Annotated in this window: 19 protein-coding genes; 5 read left to right on the top strand and 14 right to left on the bottom strand. The window is 37.4% G+C overall.

Features of this window, described 5'->3' with window-relative positions; all coding sequences use genetic code 11:
- Positions 1-6: 6 nt before the first annotated feature.
- The 7 genes from CD112_RS08300 to allC all read right to left on the bottom strand — a co-directional run bounded on the left by CD112_RS08300 (position 7) and on the right by allC (position 8,059).
- Positions 7-780 carry an oxamate carbamoyltransferase subunit AllH family protein gene (locus CD112_RS08300; protein WP_023015523.1) on the bottom strand — a complete coding sequence of 258 codons (774 nt, stop codon included), beginning with the start codon at positions 778-780 and terminating at the stop codon, positions 7-9.
- On the bottom strand, positions 777-2,042 hold the full coding sequence (locus tag CD112_RS08295) for a YlbE family protein (protein WP_002479896.1): 1,266 nt from the start codon (positions 2,040-2,042) through the stop codon (positions 777-779). The genes CD112_RS08300 and CD112_RS08295 overlap by 4 nt, the downstream gene beginning before the upstream one ends.
- The gene (locus tag CD112_RS08290) at positions 2,042-3,793 is read right to left on the bottom strand and encodes an acyl-CoA synthetase FdrA (RefSeq protein WP_002479897.1); all 1,752 of its coding nucleotides are present in this window, start codon (positions 3,791-3,793) and stop codon (positions 2,042-2,044) included. The genes CD112_RS08295 and CD112_RS08290 overlap by 1 nt, the downstream gene beginning before the upstream one ends.
- A 15-nt stretch (positions 3,794-3,808) precedes the next feature.
- The gene (gene allD, locus CD112_RS08285; RefSeq protein ID WP_103364141.1) at positions 3,809-4,858 is read right to left on the bottom strand and encodes an ureidoglycolate dehydrogenase; all 1,050 of its coding nucleotides are present in this window, start codon (positions 4,856-4,858) and stop codon (positions 3,809-3,811) included.
- Positions 4,859-4,965: 107 nt separating this feature from the next.
- Entirely contained in the window at positions 4,966-5,997 is a 1,032-nt protein-coding gene (gene allD, locus CD112_RS08280; protein ID WP_002479899.1) for an ureidoglycolate dehydrogenase, read from the bottom strand.
- Between the two features lie 17 nt (positions 5,998-6,014).
- Entirely contained in the window at positions 6,015-6,803 is a 789-nt protein-coding gene (gene allE / locus CD112_RS08275; RefSeq protein ID WP_103364140.1) for a (S)-ureidoglycine aminohydrolase, read from the bottom strand.
- A 23-nt stretch (positions 6,804-6,826) separates the two neighbouring features.
- On the bottom strand, positions 6,827-8,059 hold the full coding sequence (gene allC / locus CD112_RS08270; protein ID WP_002479901.1) for an allantoate deiminase: 1,233 nt from the start codon (positions 8,057-8,059) through the stop codon (positions 6,827-6,829).
- A 194-nt stretch (positions 8,060-8,253) separates the two neighbouring features.
- On the opposite strand from allC, the gene CD112_RS08265 reads away from it, so the two are divergent.
- Positions 8,254-9,069, top strand: a complete 816-nt coding sequence (locus CD112_RS08265; protein WP_231911528.1) for an alpha/beta hydrolase — start codon at positions 8,254-8,256, stop codon at positions 9,067-9,069.
- A gap of 96 nt (positions 9,070-9,165) precedes the next feature.
- Here CD112_RS08265 and allB read toward each other — a convergent pair whose 3' ends face one another.
- Together allB and allW are read right to left on the bottom strand one after the other, a co-directional pair.
- Positions 9,166-10,527: an allantoinase AllB gene (gene allB / locus CD112_RS08260; RefSeq protein WP_103364138.1), complete on the bottom strand. Its 1,362-nt coding sequence runs from the start codon at positions 10,525-10,527 to the stop codon at positions 9,166-9,168.
- Positions 10,517-12,010 (bottom strand): allantoin permease, encoded by a 1,494-nt coding sequence (gene allW / locus CD112_RS08255; protein ID WP_103364137.1) that lies wholly within the window; start codon positions 12,008-12,010, stop codon positions 10,517-10,519. Before allW ends, allB begins: the two co-directional genes overlap by 11 nt.
- A gap of 192 nt (positions 12,011-12,202) precedes the next feature.
- On the opposite strand from allW, the gene CD112_RS08250 reads away from it, so the two are divergent.
- From CD112_RS08250 to CD112_RS08240, 3 genes are all read left to right on the top strand, one after another.
- Positions 12,203-13,828 carry a PucR family transcriptional regulator gene (locus CD112_RS08250; RefSeq protein ID WP_023015526.1) on the top strand — a complete coding sequence of 542 codons (1,626 nt, stop codon included), beginning with the start codon at positions 12,203-12,205 and terminating at the stop codon, positions 13,826-13,828.
- A gap of 47 nt (positions 13,829-13,875) precedes the next feature.
- Positions 13,876-15,123, top strand: a complete 1,248-nt coding sequence (locus tag CD112_RS08245; protein WP_061055221.1) for a Zn-dependent hydrolase — start codon at positions 13,876-13,878, stop codon at positions 15,121-15,123.
- 165 nt (positions 15,124-15,288) lie between these two features.
- A complete protein-coding gene (locus CD112_RS08240; protein ID WP_103364136.1) occupies positions 15,289-16,461 on the top strand; it encodes an ImmA/IrrE family metallo-endopeptidase in 1,173 nt (390 codons plus the stop codon).
- A gap of 72 nt (positions 16,462-16,533) precedes the next feature.
- Here CD112_RS08240 and CD112_RS08235 read toward each other — a convergent pair whose 3' ends face one another.
- The 3 genes from CD112_RS08235 to CD112_RS08225 are packed head-to-tail and all read right to left on the bottom strand — an operon-like array spanning position 16,534 to position 19,010.
- The gene (locus CD112_RS08235) at positions 16,534-17,343 is read right to left on the bottom strand and encodes an ABC transporter permease subunit (protein ID WP_103364135.1); all 810 of its coding nucleotides are present in this window, start codon (positions 17,341-17,343) and stop codon (positions 16,534-16,536) included.
- A 1-nt stretch (position 17,344) separates the two neighbouring features.
- Positions 17,345-18,271, bottom strand: coding sequence for an ABC transporter ATP-binding protein (locus CD112_RS08230; RefSeq protein WP_103364134.1), 927 nt, complete (start codon positions 18,269-18,271; stop codon positions 17,345-17,347).
- A gap of 16 nt (positions 18,272-18,287) precedes the next feature.
- A complete protein-coding gene (locus CD112_RS08225; RefSeq protein WP_061055217.1) occupies positions 18,288-19,010 on the bottom strand; it encodes a MerR family transcriptional regulator in 723 nt (240 codons plus the stop codon).
- Positions 19,011-19,285: 275 nt separating this feature from the next.
- Here CD112_RS08225 and CD112_RS08220 point away from each other — a divergent pair, with 275 nt between their 5' ends.
- Positions 19,286-20,218 (top strand): NAD-dependent epimerase/dehydratase family protein, encoded by a 933-nt coding sequence (locus CD112_RS08220; RefSeq protein ID WP_103364133.1) that lies wholly within the window; start codon positions 19,286-19,288, stop codon positions 20,216-20,218.
- A gap of 173 nt (positions 20,219-20,391) precedes the next feature.
- Here the strand turns inward: CD112_RS08220 and CD112_RS08215 are convergent, their stop codons facing one another.
- Complete coding sequence (locus CD112_RS08215) at positions 20,392-21,084, bottom strand: hypothetical protein (protein ID WP_103364132.1); 693 nt, start codon at positions 21,082-21,084, stop codon at positions 20,392-20,394.
- 92 nt (positions 21,085-21,176) lie between these two features.
- The gene (locus CD112_RS08210; protein ID WP_373364859.1) at positions 21,177-22,946 is read right to left on the bottom strand and encodes a purple acid phosphatase family protein; all 1,770 of its coding nucleotides are present in this window, start codon (positions 22,944-22,946) and stop codon (positions 21,177-21,179) included.
- Positions 22,947-23,239 lie beyond the last annotated feature (293 nt).

Here is a 23,239-nt window from a genome sequence, read left to right as displayed (position 1 = left end):
CTTCTTTCACTCCTTCAATAAAGCTATAGACATACCATAAAGTGTGTCTTTACCTGATGATGAGCCTACTTGGAGAAGTTTTTCTAACGTCGACTTAGAGGCGTCTTCCATCAAATCAGTTAATTTAGAACTAAAAATACGTTTAACGGCATACTTTAAAAAGGTTTGGCTGACCAATGTCGTTAAAGGTTCATCCACCAGCTGTTCAATTTCTGTTAAATGCTGCGGCTGAATAAACGGTCTAATAAAGTGAACAAACAACATCCCGACTAACATATCATCGCCTGATGGCGTCAAACCTTGTCCTCGACCTATTAAATAGCGTAATTCAGTCTTCGCATCTCCATGTGGGTTTGACAATGCATCATAAATCGATTGCATTTTAGCAGGATTAAAGTCACCGTCAGCATATTCACAAAAATCAAATGCTTGGATACTCTCCTTTAATTGATTCAAATGAATGGCTTCAAAATTTTGACTCGCTTTAAATACATTCACATTGATATTTAGTTGTAGATTGCGATCAAACGCTAAAGCACGTGGATGTGCTTTTAACGTTTGACCCACCTGAATCGATTGTAGTAATCGATCTCTAGTGTATGCATCAACTACAACGCCAAATGGGAACATCCCATTTTCAGTGGTACCGATAAAGATGAGATTGTCATCTTTATCCACCACATTAAAACCTTTATTAAAGCAACTGTGTACTTTAAGTTCTGTTGTATGATTCAAGATTCTGCTTGCACTTGCGCCAATGGCTTGTGCTGTGAGAATCATCCATTAAATCCTAATTTTTCAGCATAAGCTGTGATTGCTTTTTCGAAGCATTCGATTGGTGGATGCACTGTACCTGCACCAATTTGACCGAAGCCGGCAATTTTGTGTGCAATACCTGTGTTGATCACTGGTGTAATACCTTTTTCAACTACTAAGCGTGCATCGATACCTAAGCAAGCACCTTTAAAGTCCCAAGTCGGGATAGAGAAGTTAGGGTTCTCACCAATACAAATTTCAGTCATTTCGTCTGAAGTTGCTAAGGCATCTGCAAAGCCGCCGCTACCTACGAAACGTGTAACTGCAGGTGCTGCGATCATTGCCATACCGCCGACACCGATTGTTTCAGTGATTGCTGAGTCACCGATATCAGGGTTAGCATCGTCTGATGAATAACCTGTGAAATATAAACCTTGTGGTGTATTTACAGGTGCTGTGAACCATTCGTCACCCATACCAGCGATACGGATACCGAAGTTTTCACCGTTACGGCACATTGCTGTAACGATTGTACCGTGTTGAATTTCACGAGCTGCGTCCATCATTGCTTTACCTGTTGCCATGGCAACGTTTAAGAAGAATTGGTCAGTGTCTGCTAAGAACTGAATAACTTCTGTACGTTTTTCTGGTTCAACATCTTCTAATTCAGAGATGATTGGCGCAACTTCTTTTAAGAATGCAAGTGAAGCTGCAATGTTACGTTGGTGGAATTCGTCTCCCATTGCGATTGCTTTCGCAATTAAAACGTTAACGTTTAAGCCGTCTTCCATTTGACGAACAGCTTTACCTAATACTGGACCTAATACGTCTTTCATCCAGTGTAGACGGTTAACAACTGTTTCATTGTAAGCACCGAAACGTAATACTGCGCCGATACCTTCGTTCATTTGGCAATAAGCTTCGTTGCCGCTTTCTCTGTTTTCAACAACCAATACAGGCATGTTCATTGAAGTGATACCGCCCATTGGTCCTACTGCATTCACGTGATGACAAGGAATGAATTCGATTTTATCGTTTTCTAATAATTCACGTGCTGCATCTTCATCATTTGCCCATTCTTCGAATAAGATCGCACCGATACATGCACCTTTCATTGGATCAGTCATGTTTTCATATTTAATCGGTGGACCCGCATGTAGTAAAACATGCTCTTTCAATTCAGGAATTTTATCTTTCGCAGGTACCACGTCAACTAGGAATGGTGCTGCTGCGATCATTTTATCTATGACAGCTTGGTTTGCTTCATCAATTGTTTGGTAACCCATTATACAGACTCTCCTTCATAGTTGTTTAAGAATTGTAATACTTTCATTAGTTTTTCGTCTCCGCCAGCAACTGGTCTCCAGTTGAATTGCACAACGTCTGCGCCGCTTTCATCAATTGCAGTCGCAAAGCTTTTTAGTCCAACGTTGATAACGCTTGGAGTTGTGTTGATTAATTGAAGAATCTTATCGTCTACAGATAAGTCAACTGAAGTTGCGTCGAATGACTCTTCTTTCAATTCTGGTTGTTCAGCTTTATGACCTGTTAATTCGATTGCTGAACGTACCATTTGATCGTTTGTTTCGCAGATTTGTGCACCTGCTTCTTCTAATGTTTTGATTTGTTGTTCATAGTTTTGTGGATCGTGTTCTGTACCAACAACAGTTGCTAATACAGCAATGTCACGACCATTCGCTTTTGCTTCGCTGATGATATCTTCGATAGCTGGTGCTAATTGACCTGCCATATCATCATGGCTGCCGTAACCGATTACGTTATCTAACATGATTACTGCAGTATTTTCATCATTTGCAGCTTCTTGTAATTTTTCGATACGTTTACCTGGGTCGATCATTGGGTGAGGACGACCTTGTGTATACATGTCATCACCTAAGTCAATGATTTCATGGTTGCCAGCTTTGTAAGTGAAACCTTCTGTAGTTTCATCTTTTAAGCCGTCGAACGCATCTTTTACAAGCATTGCTGCTTCACTTGCTAATGTACCACCTGAGTAGTAACCTTTGATGCCGTCTTGGCCATCTTTCAATGTTGCTTTGATTTCTTTTGTTGCTGGTTTGAATTCAGGTTTTTCACCATTAGAAAGTTGAACTGATACGCGTGCAGCTTCTTCTAACGTATATGCATGGTAAATGTTTGCTTCAGTGTATTCTGGTTTGTGACCTAAGAATAATGTCACAACTGGTTTGTCGATATTACGAAGCAAGTTCAATACTTTTTCTTCTACTTCTTTAGCTGGTGGTTTTGAAACAACTGTAATGACTTTAACAGCTGGATCTTGTGCTAACGCTTTGATACTGTCCATCATTGTGATTGCGCCGACTTCTGTTGATAAGTCACGGCCGCCTGTACCGATTGCGTTAGTTACACCTTTACCTTCACGGTCAACAATTGTAGTGACCTCTTGGATACCAGTACCTGAAGCACCTACGATACCAATGTCACCTTTGTTAACGATGTTAGTGAAAGCTAATGGTAATGAATGGATAATACCTGTACCACAGTCAGGACCCATTACAAGTAAACCTTTGTCATGTGCCATTTCTTTCAAACGTACTTCATCATCTTTAGGTACGTTGTCACTGAACATGAATACATGCAAGTTGTTTCTTAATGCAGTTTCAGCTTCCATAGCCGCATATTGACCAGGCACTGAAATTAACGCAAGGTTAGGATTAGTAGCTTTATCTAACGCTTGGTTCCAGTTAGAAACTTCTTGTGTTGATTCAGCCTTATCGTCTTCCGCTTTACCTTTTAATTCATCTTCAACTTGTTGATTCACTTCATCAACCATTGATTCATCATCTGTATCGATCATGATAACAATGTCATTTGGTTTTGCTTCATCTAGTTCAGGTGAATCGAAGCCTGAAGCTCTGAAGATGTCTTTGTTTGCGGGTGTACCCATCATAATTGATACTTTATTAACGCCGTCCATTGCTGATAATTTGTTTGATAACAACATCAATACAATAGAGTCTTGATACGTATTCTCTTTAATGATTGTATATAACATAATAGTCCTCCATTATTATTCTGCAAATCTATTTTTACCGTGATAACGGTCGTAATGTACATCATCTGACTTCAAGTAGTCATAGATGTCATCTACAATTTCAATACCATCTTTGTCATAGCGTTCACTACGTAAACGTCCACGTTCACCTGGGTAGTAAACTTCGCCATAACCTTTCGCAGCTGGTTGTGCTTTCAACTCATCAATCATTGTTGAAAGTTGTTGTTTGAACTGTTTAGGGTCAGTGAAGTAAGCCGGTTTAATTACAACGTGTAATTGGCCTAAATCTCTGCCTTTTGTTAAATCTTTGTACATAGATGACACGTGGCCGCCAAATGGTAAACCAAGCAAGCTACCTGATAAAATGTCTACCATCATCATCAAGCCGTAACCTTTAGGTCCTGCAACAGGTACTAAAGCGTGTACTGCTCTTGAATCTGTAGTAGGTTCACCGTTTTCATCTACTGCCCATGTATCTGGGATAGATTGGCCTTTTGAACGTGCATCTAACACTTTGCCCCATGCTTGTACAGTTGTTGCCATATCAAATGTGATCACACGATCATCATTTGTCGGCGCACTGAAAGCGATCGGGTTCGTACCGAAATATGGTTCAGTGCCGCCGAATGGTACAACCATTGGGTCAGATTGACACATACTGATGCCGACCATATCTTGGTCTGCTGCCATTTCAACGAAATAGCCTAACGCACCACTGTGGCTGATGTTTTTCACACCCACAACTGCGATACCATTTTCTTTCGCCATTTCAATCGCTTTGTCCATAGCTTGTTTTGCTGCTTGGTGTCCTGGGCCATTGTCGCCGTGGAACACTGCAGAAGATGGACCTGTTTTTTCAAACTCGTAATTCGGATGAGCATTAATACCACCCTTGGCAATACGCTCTGCGTAATATTCATCACGTACTGCACCATGAGAATGAATCCCGCGATGGTCTGCGAATGTTAAAACATCTGAGACGTCAGCAGCTGCATCTTCTTGCAAACCTGCTTTCATCAATTTATTTTTCATTAACTCATAAAGTTCTTTTTTTGTAACACGCATCACTAAAACCCTCCTGACTTTTTTGAAGATTCTTGCAATTTATTAGTCTGCAAAACTAAATAAAGAGCGGTGCCGGTGCAATGACCAGCACCGCTCATTCAATTGAATTAGTAAACTTGTTCTGACTTCATGTAATCATAGATAGATTGTGGAATTGGAATACCTGTTTCGTCGTATTTTGCTTCCACATCTTCTTGAATTTCACCTGGATAGTAGACTTGGTCAAAGCCTTTCGCAGGATCGATGTCATGAAGTTCTTGAACCATTTGTTCCATTTGTGATAAGAATTGTTCCTCGTCACCGAAGTAACTTGGATTAATTACTAAATGGAATTGGCCCAGACGACGGTACGCACTGTAATCTTCATACATTGAAGACACATGCTGACCAAATGGTAAGCCAAGCAAGCTGCCTGATAGAATATCTACCATCATCATCAAGCCGTAACCTTTCGGTCCAGCTGCAGGCAACAATGCGCTGACTTTATAAGGGTCTGTCGTCGGTTCACCTTTATCATCCACTGCCCAAGTATCTGGAATTGAATGATATTTTGAACGTGCGTCTAAGATTTTACCCCACGCTTGCACAGTTGTAGCCATATCAAAGACAATAGGCTTGCCGTCTTTACGAGGTGCACCAAATGCAATCGGGTTCGTACCGAAGTAAGGTTTTGTTCCTCCGAACGGTACAACCATCGGATCTGATTGGCAGACACTTAATGACACTAAACCATGTTTACCAGCCATTTGTGTGTAGTAACCAATCGCACCGCTGTGTCCCATTTCTTTGACACCTACTGCAGCAATACCGTTTTCTTTCGCCATTTGAATCGCTTCTTCCATCGCATGGTAAGCTGCGTAATGACCCACTGTATTATCTGCGTGATAAATACCTGTAGATTTGCCTGTTTTTTCAAATTTAATTTCTGGTTCTAAGTTGAATCCGCCTTTTGCTGTACGTTCTGCATAGTAGCGCAAGCGCACGGCACCATGTGAATGGATACCACGTGCGTCTGCGAATACCATCAGCTCAGCGACTTTGTCTGCATACTTGTCAGGCATGCCTGCAAGCATAAGCTTTTCTTTAAATAATTGGCGTAACTCATCATAGCCAACATAAACTAAATTCTCTTCACTCATGATTTAGAAACCCTCTCTTATAGTTCGATGTCACGGTTAGCATCTTTAGAGTAGATATATGCGAATGGTTCTTCTAAGCCGATAGCATAAGTTGCTTGTGGAGCATAAGCGCCCATGAAGATATAGTCACCTTTGTCTACTGGTAACCATTCGTTGTCTAGGTTGTACATACCGCGACCGCTTAATACGTAAGCACCGTGTTCTTGTACGTGTGTTTCAACATAACCATGTGAAGCACCTGGTTCGAATGATAAGATGTGAATATTCATGTCATATGCGATATCTTTTGGTAATAAGTCTTGAACTAATACTTCTTTCATACCTTCATATGGTTCTGCTTTAAGGTCATTAACATTGCCTGTCACAACTTCTGGTTTGTGACCTTCAAGTGGTTGGTAACGTTTTTTGTATAAGAATACGCGGCTGTCTTCGTTATTGTTGTTGTTTTCGAATTTCATCACTTGATCAGCTGGTACGTATAAGTAACCGCCTTGTGATAATTCGTATTTTTCATCGCCAGCATACGCATTGATGTTTCCGTATACAACATAGATGAATGTTTGGATACCGTCTCCGCCGAAGCCTTGAGTGTTGCCGCCTTGGTCTTTCAATGTAACTAGGTAGTCAACGAAATGTGCACCTAAACGTGGTGAACCTAAAATAGTAACGTCGCAATCTTCGAATCCTGGTACTACGTTATTTACTAAACCGTCTGGAACGATAACTGCGTAATTGTCTTTTTTAATAACTGCTCTTGTTTCTAATAAACCTTCTCTATAACCTTGATTGTGATTTAAGTAACCCATTATTAAAAACTCCTTTACATTAATTATTCTTTGTAAGCTAATTCATATAAAACGTCTTTTAATACTTCGATTCCTTTTACTAAGTCTTCGATGTTTGTTTCTTCTTCAACGTTATGACTGATGCCGTTGATAGATGGCGTGAACAACATTGCTGTCGGAACAAATTTCGCAAAGATTTGCGAATCGTGTCCGGCACCTGATGCCATGACTTTATATTGTTCTTTACCCACTATTTGGTCAGCTGATTTTTCGATTCTATCTACTAAACCTTTGTCCATTAATACTGGGGCTTCGTCCATCCATAAATCAATATCGTACTCTAAGCCTTCTGACTCAGATACTGATTTGATTGTTTCTGTGATTTCGTCAGCGAATTGATTCAATGCGTCTTGGTCAATATGACGTGTATCAATACTGAAGACAATTTCACCTGGAACTACGTTAACTGTGTTCGGTACAGGATCAACACGGCCGAAAGTCAGTACTAACGGATCGCCGATTTCTCTAGCGCGTTGTGTTAATTTAGAAGCAATCTCACTAAATCCTACAACTGCGTCTTTTCTTAAGCCCATCGGTGTTGTACCTGCGTGGTTCGCTTCACCTTTTAATGTAACTGTGTAACGTTTTTGACCGACAATTCCATTCACTACACCAATTGCTTTGTTTTCAGTTTCAAGCACTTTCCCCTGCTCGATATGCACTTCAACAAAGGCTTTGATGTCATCGTGGTTTTGGTCTTGTTTTCTGTAGTCAAAGCCAGAGTCTCTCATCGCATCTTCAAAACGCACACCTTCTGCGTCTGCAATCTCTTCAACTTCTGATTTGTCTACAAGATTGAAGTAGTTTTTACTGCCCCAGAATGCGAATGGGAAACGGCTGCCTTCTTCTTCAGCTAAGGCAAGGACTTCTAGAGAACGAAGCGGTTGGCCGTGTTCTTCTTTAAGTGCCTTCATTGCTGTCACAGCAGCTAAGATTCCGTATTGACCGTCTAAATGACCGCCTTCAACGACTGTGTCAATATGTGAACCTGAAACAATTTTTTCATCTGGATATTTACTGCCTTCTAAACGACCTGTTAAGTTGCCGATGTCGTCGAAAGTTGCGTCAAATCCAGCTGATTCTAATGTTTCTTTTAAAGCATGCACGGCTTGCTGCCATTCATCTGAATAAAGCAAGCGTGTAATTCCTCCGCCAATCAAACCGCCATATGCGGTAAACTGCTTATCTAAAGCTTCAAAAGAGGAACGGATGTTCATATTCAACAACTCCTTTTCATCTCATCATCTATTATAAATGTTTACTTTTGTTACTACATCCACAATTCCGACAATTAACATCCTCGTATTTATTCATTTTGTACAAATACGATAGATATAAGATTTGCGATAATTATTTTGGGTAAATATGAACAATTTAAAGCAATCTAACATAACCAAAGGAGGTTCTTTTGTTGTCAGAAACAAAACACATCACAACCCAAGACCAATTTCAATTAACGCAACTCATTACACCCGCTCAAAATGAACCTAAAGGTATCATTCTTTACTTTCATGGTGGCGGCTTAATTTTCGGTCAACCTGATGATTTACCACAGGCCTACGTTGATTTGTTAACTGAAGATTTTACAATGATTTCAGCAGATTATCGTTTAGCACCTGAAAGCAATATCGATACAATTATGAATGATGCATTAACACAATTCGATGATGTCAAAGCTAATCATCCTGACTTGCCGATTTTCTTATTCGGTCGTTCAGCAGGATCATTCTTATCTTTAATCATTGCTTCTAAACGCGACGTCCAAGGTATTCTTGATTTCTATGGTTATAGCCGTTTCCACGTACCGCAATTCTTACGTGCGAATCCACAATACAAAGCCATGTCTCAACAAATCACACCAGAACTGTTAAATAATATGATTCAAACAGAACCTTTAACACAAGGTGATTTACAGACACGTTATCTCATTTACCTTTATGCACGCGGACAAAACGAATGGCTGAAGTTACTAGGCATTCAACAATCTACAGATGCTGCCTTTAACATTGCGCCTAAAACACTTAAAGCATTTCCACCTACATTTATTGTGCATGGTAAACAAGATCCAGATGTGCCTTTCGGTGAAGCTCAACATTTAGACCGTAATATTCCAGAAACTAAATTCATCGCTTTCGATAACAAAGATCACGATTTTGATCGCGAAGTGAATGACTTTAATTTAGATATCTACCAACAAGCTAAAACATTCTTATTAAATCTTGTTTAAATGTGACAAAAGACCTCCGAACTGAAATGGTTCGGAGGCCTTTTTTATATTAATGCTGTGATACAGCATGCATACTTATTTGAATTTAACCAAGACTTAGATAAATTCACCACGGAAGTCATTAGAAACACCGTCTTCAAGACTGTAAGTTTCTTCACCGCGTAAAATTGTTTTCGCAACTTGTGCGTTGATTGTACGACCTACATATGGGCTTAGTTTATTGCGGTATTCTAAATCTTCAGCTTGTAATGTGTATGAAGATTCTGGTTTGATGAAGACGAAGTCTGCATCTTTACCAACTGCAATACTACCTTTGTTGTCTAAGCCGAAACGTTTTGCAGGTTCAGTCGCAATAATTTCAGCAAAACGTTTAAGTGATAATTCACGTTTTTGAACACCTTCGTCGAATAAGATATCCACGTTGTTTTGGATACCTGCGATACCGCCCCAAGCTTCAAATGCGTTGTCAGTATCTTTTAAGTCAGGTGTACTTGGTGAGTGGTCAGATGTTACGAAGTTGATGTCACCATTGATAACACGTTCCCACATACCTGGTAAACGTGATTCTTCACGGATTGGTGGTGAACATTTTACAACTGGGCCAATGTCATCTAATTCTTCTTTGTAGAAGTATAGATAGTGTGTACAAGTTTCACATGTTACGTCTACACCTTCTTGTTGTGCTTTAATAACTTCATCCACGCCTTCTTCACATGCAACGTGTACGATGTGTAAACGGCAGCCAGTTTCTTTTGCGAATAAGATCAATTTGCGAATAGGTTCAACTTCTGTGAATACAGGTCTTGAATCTACGTAAGCTGCCAATGATTTTTCGCCGTTTTTATAAGCGATTTCGCCTAAACGGTCTGTAATATCAGCGTTTTCTGCGTGTACAGATAAGATTTTACCTGTTTTCGCAATTTGTTTCATACCTTCGTAAAGTGAATAGTCATCTACGTTTTCGAAGTCGCCATCGATTGAACGGTCACCACAAGTAGCTAAGAACGCTTTGTAAGCCACAACGCCTTCTTCGTCTAATTCTTGGATACCACCATCTAAGTTATAAGGCACTAAACCGCCATAACTTGCAACGTCAGCTGATAATTTACCTTTACCTGCATCAAATTTTTCTTGGATTGATGCTCTATCAGTTGTTGCTGGTACTTGGTTTAAAGGCATTTCAATGATTGTAGTAACGCCGCCTTTTGCAGCACCTTTCAATCCTGTTTCGTAGCCTTCCCACTCGTCACGGTAGCCGCCGCCTGGTTCTGTAATATGCACGTGTGCATCTACCATACCTGGCGCAACGACTTGTCCTTTTGCATCGATAACTTTTTCTGCGTCACCTAAGTCATGACCAATTGCTGCGATTTTTCCGTCTTTAACAGCTACTTCTACTTCTTGTTCGCCTTCGTCTAAAATGACACGACCATTTTTAATCAATAAATCATATTTCATTAGCTTTCTCTCCTTTATCCTTTCTAAATTTCTTTTCTAACACATATAAAATGATGTAAGAAATGCCTGCGATGAAAAATCCGATAAACCATGAGAAGTCAGAAATGACTTGGAATTTCGGAATGAAACCTAATAGTGAAACAACAACACCAAGAATTGTAGCCACATAAGCAGAGAAGTTAAATCTTAATCCGCCATGATTTGGATTATTTGTATCAAAATACAATTTCTCGATGTCGACTTTACATCTGTTGATTAAGTAGAAATGTACGATTAATACACCTGCAACCGGTCCTAAAATTGCACCGATCATATTTAAGAAAACGAAAATACTATCTTCATTTTCCATTAATTTCCAAGGCATAATCAGAACACTCACAACAGAAGCTAAAATTACACCACGACGATAGTTAATCAACTTCGGCATCAATACACTTAATTGATATGCTGCTGGAATGATATTACTTGTCGCGTTCGTTGAAATTGTAGTCATCAATAATACACCTGTGGCGATTAAAATCGTCCAGATATTATCCCAGTTATTGATAATTGTTAAGATATTCCATTCTTGGTGACCTAAGAAGATAGAACCACCGATAATGATGAACACACTACTGAATGCGAATAATAAGTGTGCAACAACAATACCTGAAACTTGTCCTACAATTTGTGCACGTGTTGAAACTGCTTTTTGTGTAAAGTCAGAAACACTTGCTCCAGGTCCAGCCCAAACACCCATCATTGAGTTGAAAATTAGGATGAATGATAAAATAGCTGGATAAATAATACCACTTGATTTTGTTGTGATTTCATAATGCATGATGTTGTCCCAGCCGCCGGCAACCATGAAGCCCCAGATTGCCATACCGCCGAATACAATGTAAATTAACGGGTTTAAAACTGCAGTGAATTTATTTAGTGTCTCACCGCCGCCGATACCAATCGCAAAGTTAATAGCCCAGAATACTAAAAATGCGATTAAACCAGGTATCGTGATGCCTAAAATTGTCGTTCCATTACCAAAATGCTCGAACCCCGGGAAGATCTTAATAAGCAAAATGAGTAATGCCTGTGAGCCTGCGAAGGTTTGTAATCCGAACCAACCAATACCCGCAATTACACCACGTAACACACCAGGAAGTTTTGCCCCGATGTCACCATACGTTTGACGTAACTGCATGGCAAATGGAATGCCGTATTTAGAACCAGCATAACCGTTAACCGCAAGTAATGTCGCAATAATAAATGAACTGAAGATCAATGCGAAAATTACTTGTAACGGCGAAAGCCCTAGTAGCAAAAATCCGCCTACGGCAGTATAGTTAGGAATGTTATGGACAGCACCCATCCAAAGGGTGAAGAAGTTGAATGTTGATATATTTCTTTGGCTGTCTGTTTTAGGCATAACATCCTTGTTATAGCCTCTGCGTTCGAAGAAAGCCGCATCATGAATGCCGCTTTGCGCTTGCCCCTGTTTCGTCATTTCTATATCTCCTTTGAGTTGGAATAAATATGACTATACGTATAATCTTTACTTAAAATTTTACAGTTACTGGAAACGTTTTTCTTTGTGCAGTTTGACAGTAATTTTTTATAAAATTATCGATTTCGAACAAATTATGTCATTTCATGTTAAAATTTATTTCAGAAACAAAGTTATAAGGAAGGTGATTAAATGCCGACGTTGCAGAATATACTCGCTGCACCCAGTTTTGCTGGATTAAAACTCATTAATAATCAAGGAGATTTACATAGAGAAGTTCGCCACTTAGACATCACAGAAAATATTGATATTAAAGATTACACGGCTAAAGAGTCATTTATACTCACGACGGGGTTATTATTTCGGGATAATCAAGCAGGCTTGAAACAAATGATTAAAGAATTAAATGATATTGATACCGCGGGGTTAGGTATTAAAACGTCTCGTTATTTAAAACATATCAATCAAGAAGTGATTGATTACGCAAACGAATTAGAATTTCCATTGATAGAAATCTCTGAAGAGTGGAATTTAGGGGAAATCACAAGACAAATTTCAACTTATATCTCAGATGAACAAACAGCTAAATTAAACTACGCTTTGAATATTCAAGAAGAACTGAACGATATGCTGATTAAGGGTTTCGGTGTCGAAACAATGATAGAAAGAATGAGCCGTATTTTAGGCGTACCCGTTCTGTTATTCAACCCATTCTATATGGTTGATTCTCAAAGCTGGCATTACCAACAGAATAATTTGTTGAAACAACAACATATCCGTTACTTTTTAGAATACTTACGTTCAGAAAACGCTAATACAATTACTCGCAATCAAACGAAGTTCACTAATGACGTGGCGATTTTCAAAGTACAAGCCTATGCTTATTTCCCATATTATTTAATGGTGTCAGATATCAATAAGCTGTCTTATCCTTTCAGTTTATTAACGATTGAACAAATTGTCTCAACATTGAGCTTTGCGATATATAAAAATAAAAAGATTGAAGAAGCTGAACACTCAGATATCAATCGTTTCTTTGAATCCCTGATTACGAATCGTTCTGATCAATCTTTATCTGTTCATAATCATCCGATTTTATTTGAACAATACGGTATTTACCCTTCCGATTATTATCAAGTCATTATCTGTGCCATTGACCCGATGGATAATTTAGAAAACAGTCAATACGTTGAAGAGCGTTATCAATTCGTTTACACATGGCTCATACACAAACTCACAGATTTAGATTCACGTATCAGTGTTTACAGTATGCCAAGTAATCGCAGATTTGCGATTTTATTACAATCTAAACATGAGTATTATTTAAATTACTTAAAACATATTCAACAAGAATACCATGAGTTCTTCGACAGCAGTATTTCATTCGGGATTGGTAATAGAGTCACAGAATTCTCTCAATTATCAACGTCCTTTATGGAAGCGAACGAAGCTTATGAAAGCGGCTTAGATAAAGCACGTAAAGCATTCATGAACTTCTATCAATCAAAGAGTATGAAAGAACTCTTACAGCTGTTGCCACCAAGTAAATTGAAACCTTTCATTCAACATACTTTAGGTGACCTAGCCTATCCTAAAACGAAAAAGGATGAAGAGTTAAAAGATACGCTTAAAATGTACATGGATTATCAATGTGATATTACCAAAACTGCGAAGAAAATGTTCATTCACCGTAACACTGTAAAATATCGAATTAAAAATTGTGAAGAAATATTAGGTTGCACGGTTGAAGATCCGTTCAACTCACTAAATATCCGTCTCGCATTATATGCATCAGAAGAAATACTCTTCGATCAATAATAACGTTATAACTATCTATCAATCATTAATCAAACAGGGGGAGCTCCATGAATTTAGATACTGTCATGTCTCATTTAGACACTTTTAATAACTATGGTTTTAATACAGAAACAGGCGGCACAAACCGCATTGCCTTTCGTCACGCTGAACGCTTAGCCGCATTGAAATTCTCAATGTTGTGCCAAGAAGCGGGATTAGATGTCCGCTTCGACTACTTCGGCAACGTCATCGCAAGAAGAGAAGGTAAAAAACCTAACTTACCGCCCGTTATGATCGGATCACATATCGATACCGTAAAAGATGGCGGACGTTACGACGGCTTACTTGGTGTTGTAGCTGCATTACAACTCATGCTGCATTTAAACGAACACCAAATTGAAACAGATCACCCAATTGAAATCGTCGCATTTACAGCAGAAGAATCTGCACGTTTCAACACTGCGACACTCGGCAGTAAATACATTACAGGCAACTTGTCTCAAGACGATATGAAAGAAATTAAAGATAATGAAGGCAAAACGCTATTCCAATTGGTCGACACTTTAAAACAAAGCTTACCTTCAGAACAAGATTTCTATCATCAAGGAGATTTAAAGGCCTTCTTAGAACTGCATATCGAACAAGGACCTATCTTACAAAACAAACACAAAGACATTGGGATTGTGACACATATCGCAGCACCTCACCGTTTTAAAGTTAAATTAACAGGTGAAACAAGTCATTCCGGATCAACACCTATGCCAATGCGTTATGACGCTTTAACTGCCGCATCAGAAATCATCTTACAAGTTGAAGCCATCGCACAACATTACCATAAAGCAGGTGTCGTTGCGACAGTCGGTCATTTAGATGCCTTCCCTAATATAATGAATGCTATCCCTGGCGATGTAACATTATTGATTGATATTCGAGGTAAAGAATTAGAATCACGTGAACAAGTTGCGACTGAGGTACAACAAGCCATTTCAGAGATTACAAAACGTCGTAATATACAAGCTGAGGTTAAAGACTTAGGACAAGATATGCCTGTAGGTCTGAATGCAGAAATTGCCCAAATTACTAAACAAGTGTGCGAACAACATGACTACAGTTACCGTTTCATGTTCAGCGGTGCCGGTCATGATTCCATGAACATGGCATTAATCTGCCCTACCAGCATGTTATTCATTCCATGTAAAGACGGTATCAGCCACTCACCTAAAGAGTCTGTTGAACCAGAAGAAATTGAAAAAGGTATTCAAACACTTATCGATACAGTAATTGAAGTGGCAAAAGCAGACGTCAAACTACAATAAAAACAACAACGAACCGAATATCAAACACTTAAAACAAACCCGAGAGAAAAATTCATGTTTCCTCTCGGGTTTTATGTATAATAAAATAATAAATAGCAAACAACTTTCCATCTCCATCAGAAGTCAGTCATAATTACATAACTATAAGAGGAGCACACAACATCTATGAATATTGGAAAACAACTCGTCCGCTTAAGTCAATTACACGGTTATAGTTACAAAGCTTTAGCTAAACACTTAAATATAAGTGAATACCAATTAAGACAATGCGAGAATAAGCATGCACCTTTTGATTTCAATCTCACTTTAACTTTAAGTCAATTTTTCAAAGTAAGAACCAGTTATCTAACAGCCGAACATACAGTCTTTTCTAGAACCAATACAGTACAACGCGGACATGTTTCTATAAGCAACTACAACTTTCATACACACACCCAACAATTTTACCAATCCATATATCTAGCGAACTTTGTAGAATTCCAATCAAGATTCGTCAAATCACCTTTTAAACAGGTTTTAGACGTCACGGCTGAAATAGAGCTGCTTTACGATCAAGCTAATAGCCAAATCGATTTTATTAAAAACGCTGCTGAAAAAGCACGCACATTACTTATAAAAGAACCGTCGAACCTAAGGTTGCTATTCATGTTAGAAAAAGCAGGTTTATGTATATGCGAGTCAACTATCAATAACGAAGCGAAACCTTTCAGTTTTTGGTCTGAAAAAGGTATGCCTTATATTGTTCTAAACCACAACAATGATTTTGCGGTAAAAAGCGTGTTTGATGTTGCGCATGAATTAGGTCATTTACTGTTACACAAGCATATTCAATTTGATTTACTCACTTATGAAGAATTTCAAGATATAGAACGTGAAGTAAATATCTTCGCCGCTTCATTCCTATTGCCTGAACAAGCATTTAAGGAAGATATGAAGAAGGTATCTAACTTGTCTAATCCAGATGATTACACACCATTAAAACAGAAGTGGTATGTATCTATCAAAGCCATGGGTAAGCGTGCTTATGAGTTAGGATTACTCACATTTGAAGAATATATTACTTTTTGTCATGCGATCCATGAAAAGAATTATGAAGCGGTTGAACCTTTAGATGATACACTGGCACGCAGACATCCAATTAAAATAACCGCTCATTTAGAATACATGTTTGTAAGAAAACTCATTACACCGCAAAAATTGTTAGACATCTTAAAAGTAGAACCTGAATTTTTAACACAGTTAGCCAATATCAATCAAAGCTTATTTGATAAATTCACTAAAAAAGAACCTAAAGAAATTTTAAAATACGATTTTATAGACACTTCTGATAACCGTTAAAAACCATTGAATATTTTTCATACAAAATAACCAGTACGAGTTCTTCGCACTGGTTATTTTGTATTTACACATTTATAATTTCGAAACCATTTTATCCCTATTAAATGACTTCACAAGTAATAAGAATATAATGATGTCTAAGATAATTAAGACGAAACCTGCGATTAAGATGATTTGATAACCTAACAGCATAATACCTGAAGCTTGAGAAATGATTAAACCGATAATCGGTACAACTAAGAATAACGCAACACTTTGAGCTGACTTCATACTCTTTGCCTTATTCGCAACCATCATCACGAGACATATCGAAAGAAAAGTCATTGATGGTATAATTAACAGAATTAAAGAGAGCCATGCTCCATTAGGAAAAATTAATTGATGGAATTGTTTCCAACCAAATAAATTCACTGTTATACCATAGAGCACAATGGCGACATATGTGATGACGATGGAAGGTATAAAAGATGCGATAACTTTTCCTAACAACATTTCTTTATCTGATAATGGTGTATACAACAATCCCTCTAACGTTTTGTGTTCTTTTTCTCCCACAAAGCTATAACTCGCAGAAGCATTAGAAATAATGACAGGCATCAAAAGAAAGAGTGGCATTAAGAAATACATCAATACTATATAAATTAAAATATGTTCAGGTGATGCATGAACAGGTAAATTAAGTGTATTTAACTGGTGAATCGATTTTTCAAATTCACTCGGCAAATTAACTAAATCAACTTTCGTACTAAAAATAATCAAGATATTCGGCAGTATGACGCTGAAAAAGACAGCGATGAAAAGCATAGGATATAACGTCGACTTATCATACATCATTTCTAACAATTCTTTTTTAACCAATGCTTTGATACGATGTGTATTCATCTTATAAACCACCTACTTTTTTCTCATAGAGTTCTTGTAACGCATGTTGATATTGTGTAACTTCATAAACCTTTATATTTTCTTTTACTAAAATAGTAATAACTTCAGAAATGTCCTTATATGCATCCACTTTCACAATCAATTGATCATCTCTAACCTCATAGAAAGAAACTAAATCAATAGATGCTTGACTTAAAAGACGTTCTGCTTCTTGAACATCTGACACTTTTAAATGAAATTCATGTCCTGGCCATTCTGTTTGTATCAATTGTGATACAGTCCCTTGCGCAATAAATGTTCCTTTTTTGATAATGAAAATATTATCCGCAATTTTTTCTAAACCATGAAGTTGGTGCGTACACATTAAAATGGTAGTTCCTTGCTTTTTAGCCATCTGTTTAAGTAATTCAATAAAGCGTTCTGAAGCAATAGGATCCAACCCTGAAGTTGGTTCATCTAATATTAATAATTTAGGGTTTGTCATCATCGCTCGAATTAACAATACCTTTTGTTTCATTCCTTTACTTAAAGCACCTGCTTTGGCTTGCATATGTGCTTCAATATCAAATACTTTTAATAAATAAATACTGTTTTGATTAAAATCAGTTGTATCTAAACCATACAACTGCGCCCAAAACTTTAAATTTTGAGCAACAGTTAAATTTTCATATAAAGCCCCATCATTTTGGACAGCCATAGCTTGTCGTACTTCATTGAAGTGCGGTTGGTCTAAAGTTTGATTAAATAAGGTGACCGCACCTTTATCCGGTTTCAACAAACCGGTCATCAATTTTATGGTTGTTGTTTTACCGGAACCATTCGGACCAAGTATCGCATGAATTTTTCCTGTTTCTAACTCAAACGAAATATCCTTTATAACTTCCACATCTCCAAAACTTTTAGATAAATGTTCAACTTTCGCAATCATGATGATCTTCCTCTCTTCAAATCAACTTATTGTTATCCGCTACCTCAATACAATAATGTGTTTCACCGCAATTTGGACATGTGAGTTTGCGCGTTTTGAAAGTATGATTAGCGAAAATCATGTGACTTAATTTAGGTTTGAAGACTGTTTGGCAATTTGGACAAACGTAACTGACATTTTGGTAGTAATACGCTGTTAACCCTGCCGCAACAAGCACTCTGAACGGAATGGCTTTCGCCCAAATTTTCCAATCTTTTTTAGTTAGTGCACGTACTAAAGCACTAACTTGATAACTACCAACAGCAATACCAGTTATTAACATATTACGACGAATCTGACTCATTTGGTCCATACGTGATGATAATTGTTCAAAATGATGCGCATTATCTAGTAAACCTGTGCTGTCATCTCCTACAAGCTCATCTAGCTTTTGAAGACGTTCTAATTTTTGTTTCGTTTGAGTTAAAGCTTTTTCTAATTCAACTTCTTTCTTTTTCAACAAAACTTTTAATGTCGCTGTATCTTCTGATTCATTTAATATATGATGAATCTCTTGAAGCGAAACGCCCATGCTTTTTAATAAAACAATACTTTCTAATTGTGTTTTATCTGCTTCACTATATACTCTGCGATTATGTTCAACACGACTTGGTTTTAGCAATCCTTTTTGGTCATAATATTGGACTGTTCTGACAGATACTTCACAAGCTTTGGCTAATTCACCTGTTGAATATTCCATTTAAACTTCCTCCTTGCCTCTTTAATTTCTCTACACTCTTAGCTTACGCTATAACGTTGCGTTACTAGCAAGCACTTTATTATTAAATTAGTGTAAAGTCAGACTGCCGTATGTCTTATAAACATTGTCATGACAGCGTTTTGTCCCTTTACATAATTTTAATAGTTTAACATGTCTTTTGTCTTTCAACTTTTAAAGTATAATGCTACACTTTAGACGTATACATATTAAAATAGATATAAGACATTAATTTTCTAACAAGGAAGGTACCTATTATGAAAGTATTGATTACAGGGGGCGCTGGTTTTATCGGTTCGCACATCGCAGAGAAATTTAACAACGAAGGTGGAGAAGTGTTTGTCGTAGATAACCTCTCTACAGGTAAACGAGACAATATTCCTTTTATAGATGAAAATCATTTTTATCAAAATGACGTGAAAGACTTTGAATTACTCGAAGAACTTGTGAAAGTGCATCAATTCGATTACGTCTTTCATTTAGCCGCAATGGTCAGTGTCGTAGAAACTGTGGGCAAACCAGTTGAATCTAATGGGGATAACATTGATTCAACGATTCATTTATTAGAAGCAAATCGCCAACATAACCCGAATTTGAAAAAATTCTTATTTGCTTCATCTGCCGCAATTTATGGTGATTTGCCAGATTTACCAAAATCAACAGATTCCAAAATTAATCCTTTATCACCTTATGCAGTACAAAAATTCGCAAGTGAACAGTATACAAAGATTTATCATTCACTCTATAACTTGCCGACTGTTTCTTTACGTTTCTTCAACGTTTATGGTCCAAGACAAAATCCAGAGTCAGACTACTCAGGGGTATTATCAATTTTAAATCAAAAATTCTTAAACAAAGCTGACTTTACTTTCTTTGGTGACGGCAAACAAACACGTGACTTTATTTACATCAAAGATTTACTTCAAGCAATTTGGATTGTATTAGAAAAAGAAGAAACAAACGGAAAGATTTATAATGCGGGTACTGGAGATGAAACAGATTTACTAACTGTTTTCAAAGCCTTTTCTGACTACTTCGGATATGAGGTTCATTATTCATTTGAAGATGAACGTGCAGGTGACATTAAATATTCTCGTTCAGATGTGACACCGTTAAAAGAATTAGGTTATCAACCTGAATATCCTGTATCTAAAGGTATTGCGGAGTATCTAGAATATAATAAAAATTAACTTTAAAATAAAAAATTCCCAAGCGGCAATCGTTCGCTTGGGAATTTTAGCATTTCAATTCATTAGGGTACTTATAAGAAATCAACTTCTATTCTGTATATTACTATGACTTTCTTATTTTAAATATGTACAAATTAAACAAAATTATTAACCCTTATGCACATATTTGTACATCATTGTTTACCGTATTGCTTAATCAATTGATTCATTAATTCTGTCGCAGTTTCATCTTCAGTCGGTTTAAATAACTCGTCTGGTCTCAAGTTAGGATCTTTGTCATTATGGTCTTTTGGCGCGAACCCTGAAGACAATGTTACTTGTTGACTCGGTTTAAATTGGCATTCGTAAACTTTACCGTCATCTGCGAATAAATATTTTGTGACGGGTTGATTTAAATCTGCCACATTACGATAACCTTCTATATTAGATAACTCTTTCGCTTTCTCATCAAATCCTGTTACACCTTGATTAGAGTGATAAAATACCACACCTACTAAATTATGACGTTCAAAAGCTTTAGGACCTGGTTCATTTTGATTACTGACTTGCAGCTCACCTTTAGGTGTCATCGCATACCAGTCTCCTGTTGAAATTTCCCCTGCCCCAAAATAACGATTAGAAGCTGCTAAACCTTGTTGATTAGCACGTTTGTCTGCCCACTTCATCACTTCTTCTTTTAATTTTGCTTGTTCTTGACTAGATAATTTCTCTTTGTTTATTTTAATGTCTTTAGAACTTGAGGCTGGTTGATTTTGTTGTGTATGTGCTTCAGCGTTACTTGTCTTTTTCTCTTGTTGATCGCTGCATCCTGTTAATAATAAGCTCAAGCTTGCGACTGCCGCAGTATATGTTAAAAATTTCTTCATTTTGTTGCCTCCTATGTATAAAGGTATAGGACTCGTATGATTTACGAGTCCCTACCTGAGTCAAATGACTTAATTAAAGCTATCAACAGTTATTATTTTTTGTCAGTTTTTGAAATACCGAATTGGTCGATTAACTTAACTGTTCTTTGTTCGCCTTTACTGATGTCACCATTTAATTGATAGATTTTCACAATCAATTTGTCGCCTTTCACTTCATAAACTGAGAAGTTTTGAGCTGATGAGTCACGGTTATTTTCGTGGCTATCGTTAAACGCATCTGTTTTTTGAGGTTGTTCGCCTACTGCGAATAAGTTGTTGTATTCTTGACGTTGTGCTTCAGTTAACCAGCTCAATTTCGGACGAATTTTCTTGATATGTTCTAATGGTTTGCTGTAGATATCATCATAAGCTTTTGTACCACCTGTGTTTGGCAACACGTAAACTGAACCTTTTGGATTATCGTAGTATGTGACACCATCTTCACCTTTAACTTGTTTTGCATCTTCAATTTTAGCGTTTACGAAGCTATTTTTTGTTGAAGTATGTTGTAACATTTTAGTTCTAGCGAGTACGTGGTCATGTCCTTGTAATACTAAATCCACATCTAAATCATCGATTTCTTTCGTTAATTCTTCACGTAATTTCTTAATGTCTTCATCTTCTAAAGCATGATAAGACTTAGAGTACATTGGTTTATGCAAGTTTAAGATAACCCATTTTGAGCCGTTTTCACGTGCTTTTTTGATATCTTGTTTAATCCATTCCATTTGTTTTTTACCAATGGCTTTACCTTCTGGATTGTCTTCACCTTTTTTGTTGTCATTTGTATTTGCGACAACCATGTGTGCACCGTTGTAGTCAAATGAGTAGTATGAACCACCGTTGACTGCGTTATTCGCCTTAGGTACGTTCACGTGACGGTTGAAACGATCTAATAACTTTTTATTCTTCTCATCGAATGCATATTCATCATGGTTACCTGCTGCTGCCGCAACTGGTAAAGACATGAATGATGGACGAGATTGGTCATAAATGTCATTCCACTCATCTTCAACTTGTGAGTTCTCTACAAAGTCACCTGTATGCAATGCGAAGTTTGGATTACCTGCTGTTTTAATTGCTTCAGCAATTGTGTTTGCACCGAATTTCGCTTCGTTACGTACGTGTTCGTTCCAGTAAGCATTTTGTGTATCCGTATATTGTACGAATTTGAATGGATCCCCTGCGTTACCAGATGTTCTGAATGTACCGACTTGGCTTTGTTTGCCTTTTTTACTACCAACTTTGTAGTAGTATGTTGTATTTGGTTTTAAGCCTGTTGCTTGTGCTTTATAGTTATATTCTTTCACATTCATTAAAGATGCTTTACCATGTTGGTCACCGCTTGTCCATTCTGGACCGCCTGCACCTTTATCTGTGTAATAACCTTTAATTTTTGGTTTACCATTTTCATCTTTGACTGGCTCACCATTATCATCTTTCTCCACATCAGCGAAAATGAAGTGGCCTGAATGATCTCTTTCTATGTATTGAGAGTCCACTTGTTCTGCTTTAGCTGTGAATGTTTTCGCGTCTTTCATATTCTTTGAAGTTGAGACCCAAACTTGTGGTGCTTCAGCTTTATCTGTTGTAAACCAGTTGAAGCCCATTTCTGTTTTAGTATCACCATTAAAGTTTGTCATAATACGGTTCGGACTGTTTTTCTTTTTAACAGGTGCTACTTTTGGTTTCTTATTTAATAATTTAATACCTTGTTGTTGTTGATGTGCTTGTTGCGCTTGCGGTGCTGCTTGTGGCGCTGGTTGGCCGCTGGCATCTGCTTGTGCTACCCCTGTTGATAATAAGAGCATTAAACTTGCCATACTTCCTGCTACAATCTTAGTCATCTTGATATTCTTCAATGCGCTACCTCCAAAATAGGTTGAAATTTAAAGGAAGTCCCAAAATTAAAAGACACCGTGATATCTGTCTTCAATAGACCTTTACTTCCTCTCAACACAAATTGTAGCAAGCAATCTTTAAGCTATTATTAAGTTGGTGTTTGGTTTGTAAATTCTATTTAAACAAAAGTATAAACAATAACTAAAACAACTATACATGGGTATACTATATGTGATTTTTATAATGAAACACATTATTATACGCCGTTATATAT

The sequence above is a fragment of the Staphylococcus simulans genome, from assembly GCF_002902285.1.
In the GTDB taxonomy this organism is placed as follows: domain Bacteria; phylum Bacillota; class Bacilli; order Staphylococcales; family Staphylococcaceae; genus Staphylococcus; species Staphylococcus simulans.
This window is presented reverse-complemented; position numbering and strand designations above follow the sequence as displayed.

What these genes read in the sequence shown, in the direction of transcription:
- CD112_RS08220 (WP_103364133.1), top strand. Translation starts at nt 19,286, where the DNA reads ATGAAAGTATTGATTACAGGGGGCGCTGGTTTTATCGGTTCGCACATC.
- CD112_RS08210 (WP_373364859.1), bottom strand. Translation starts at nt 22,946, where the DNA reads ATGGCAAGTTTAATGCTCTTATTATCAACAGGGGTAGCACAAGCAGAT.
- CD112_RS08225 (WP_061055217.1), bottom strand. Translation starts at nt 19,010, where the DNA reads ATGGAATATTCAACAGGTGAATTAGCCAAAGCTTGTGAAGTATCTGTC.
- CD112_RS08245 (WP_061055221.1), top strand. Translation starts at nt 13,876, where the DNA reads ATGAATTTAGATACTGTCATGTCTCATTTAGACACTTTTAATAACTAT.
- CD112_RS08235 (WP_103364135.1), bottom strand. Translation starts at nt 17,343, where the DNA reads ATGAATACACATCGTATCAAAGCATTGGTTAAAAAAGAATTGTTAGAA.
- allE (WP_103364140.1), bottom strand. Translation starts at nt 6,803, where the DNA reads ATGGGTTACTTAAATCACAATCAAGGTTATAGAGAAGGTTTATTAGAA.
- allW (WP_103364137.1), bottom strand. Translation starts at nt 12,010, where the DNA reads ATGACGAAACAGGGGCAAGCGCAAAGCGGCATTCATGATGCGGCTTTC.
- CD112_RS08240 (WP_103364136.1), top strand. Translation starts at nt 15,289, where the DNA reads ATGAATATTGGAAAACAACTCGTCCGCTTAAGTCAATTACACGGTTAT.
- CD112_RS08250 (WP_023015526.1), top strand. Translation starts at nt 12,203, where the DNA reads ATGCCGACGTTGCAGAATATACTCGCTGCACCCAGTTTTGCTGGATTA.
- allB (WP_103364138.1), bottom strand. Translation starts at nt 10,527, where the DNA reads ATGAAATATGATTTATTGATTAAAAATGGTCGTGTCATTTTAGACGAA.
- allD (WP_103364141.1), bottom strand. Translation starts at nt 4,858, where the DNA reads ATGCGTGTTACAAAAAAAGAACTTTATGAGTTAATGAAAAATAAATTG.
- allC (WP_002479901.1), bottom strand. Translation starts at nt 8,059, where the DNA reads ATGAACATCCGTTCCTCTTTTGAAGCTTTAGATAAGCAGTTTACCGCA.
- CD112_RS08230 (WP_103364134.1), bottom strand. Translation starts at nt 18,271, where the DNA reads ATGATTGCGAAAGTTGAACATTTATCTAAAAGTTTTGGAGATGTGGAA.
- allD (WP_002479899.1), bottom strand. Translation starts at nt 5,997, where the DNA reads ATGAGTGAAGAGAATTTAGTTTATGTTGGCTATGATGAGTTACGCCAA.
- CD112_RS08295 (WP_002479896.1), bottom strand. Translation starts at nt 2,042, where the DNA reads ATGGGTTACCAAACAATTGATGAAGCAAACCAAGCTGTCATAGATAAA.
- CD112_RS08215 (WP_103364132.1), bottom strand. Translation starts at nt 21,084, where the DNA reads ATGAAGAAATTTTTAACATATACTGCGGCAGTCGCAAGCTTGAGCTTA.
- CD112_RS08300 (WP_023015523.1), bottom strand. Translation starts at nt 780, where the DNA reads ATGATTCTCACAGCACAAGCCATTGGCGCAAGTGCAAGCAGAATCTTG.
- CD112_RS08290 (WP_002479897.1), bottom strand. Translation starts at nt 3,793, where the DNA reads ATGTTATATACAATCATTAAAGAGAATACGTATCAAGACTCTATTGTA.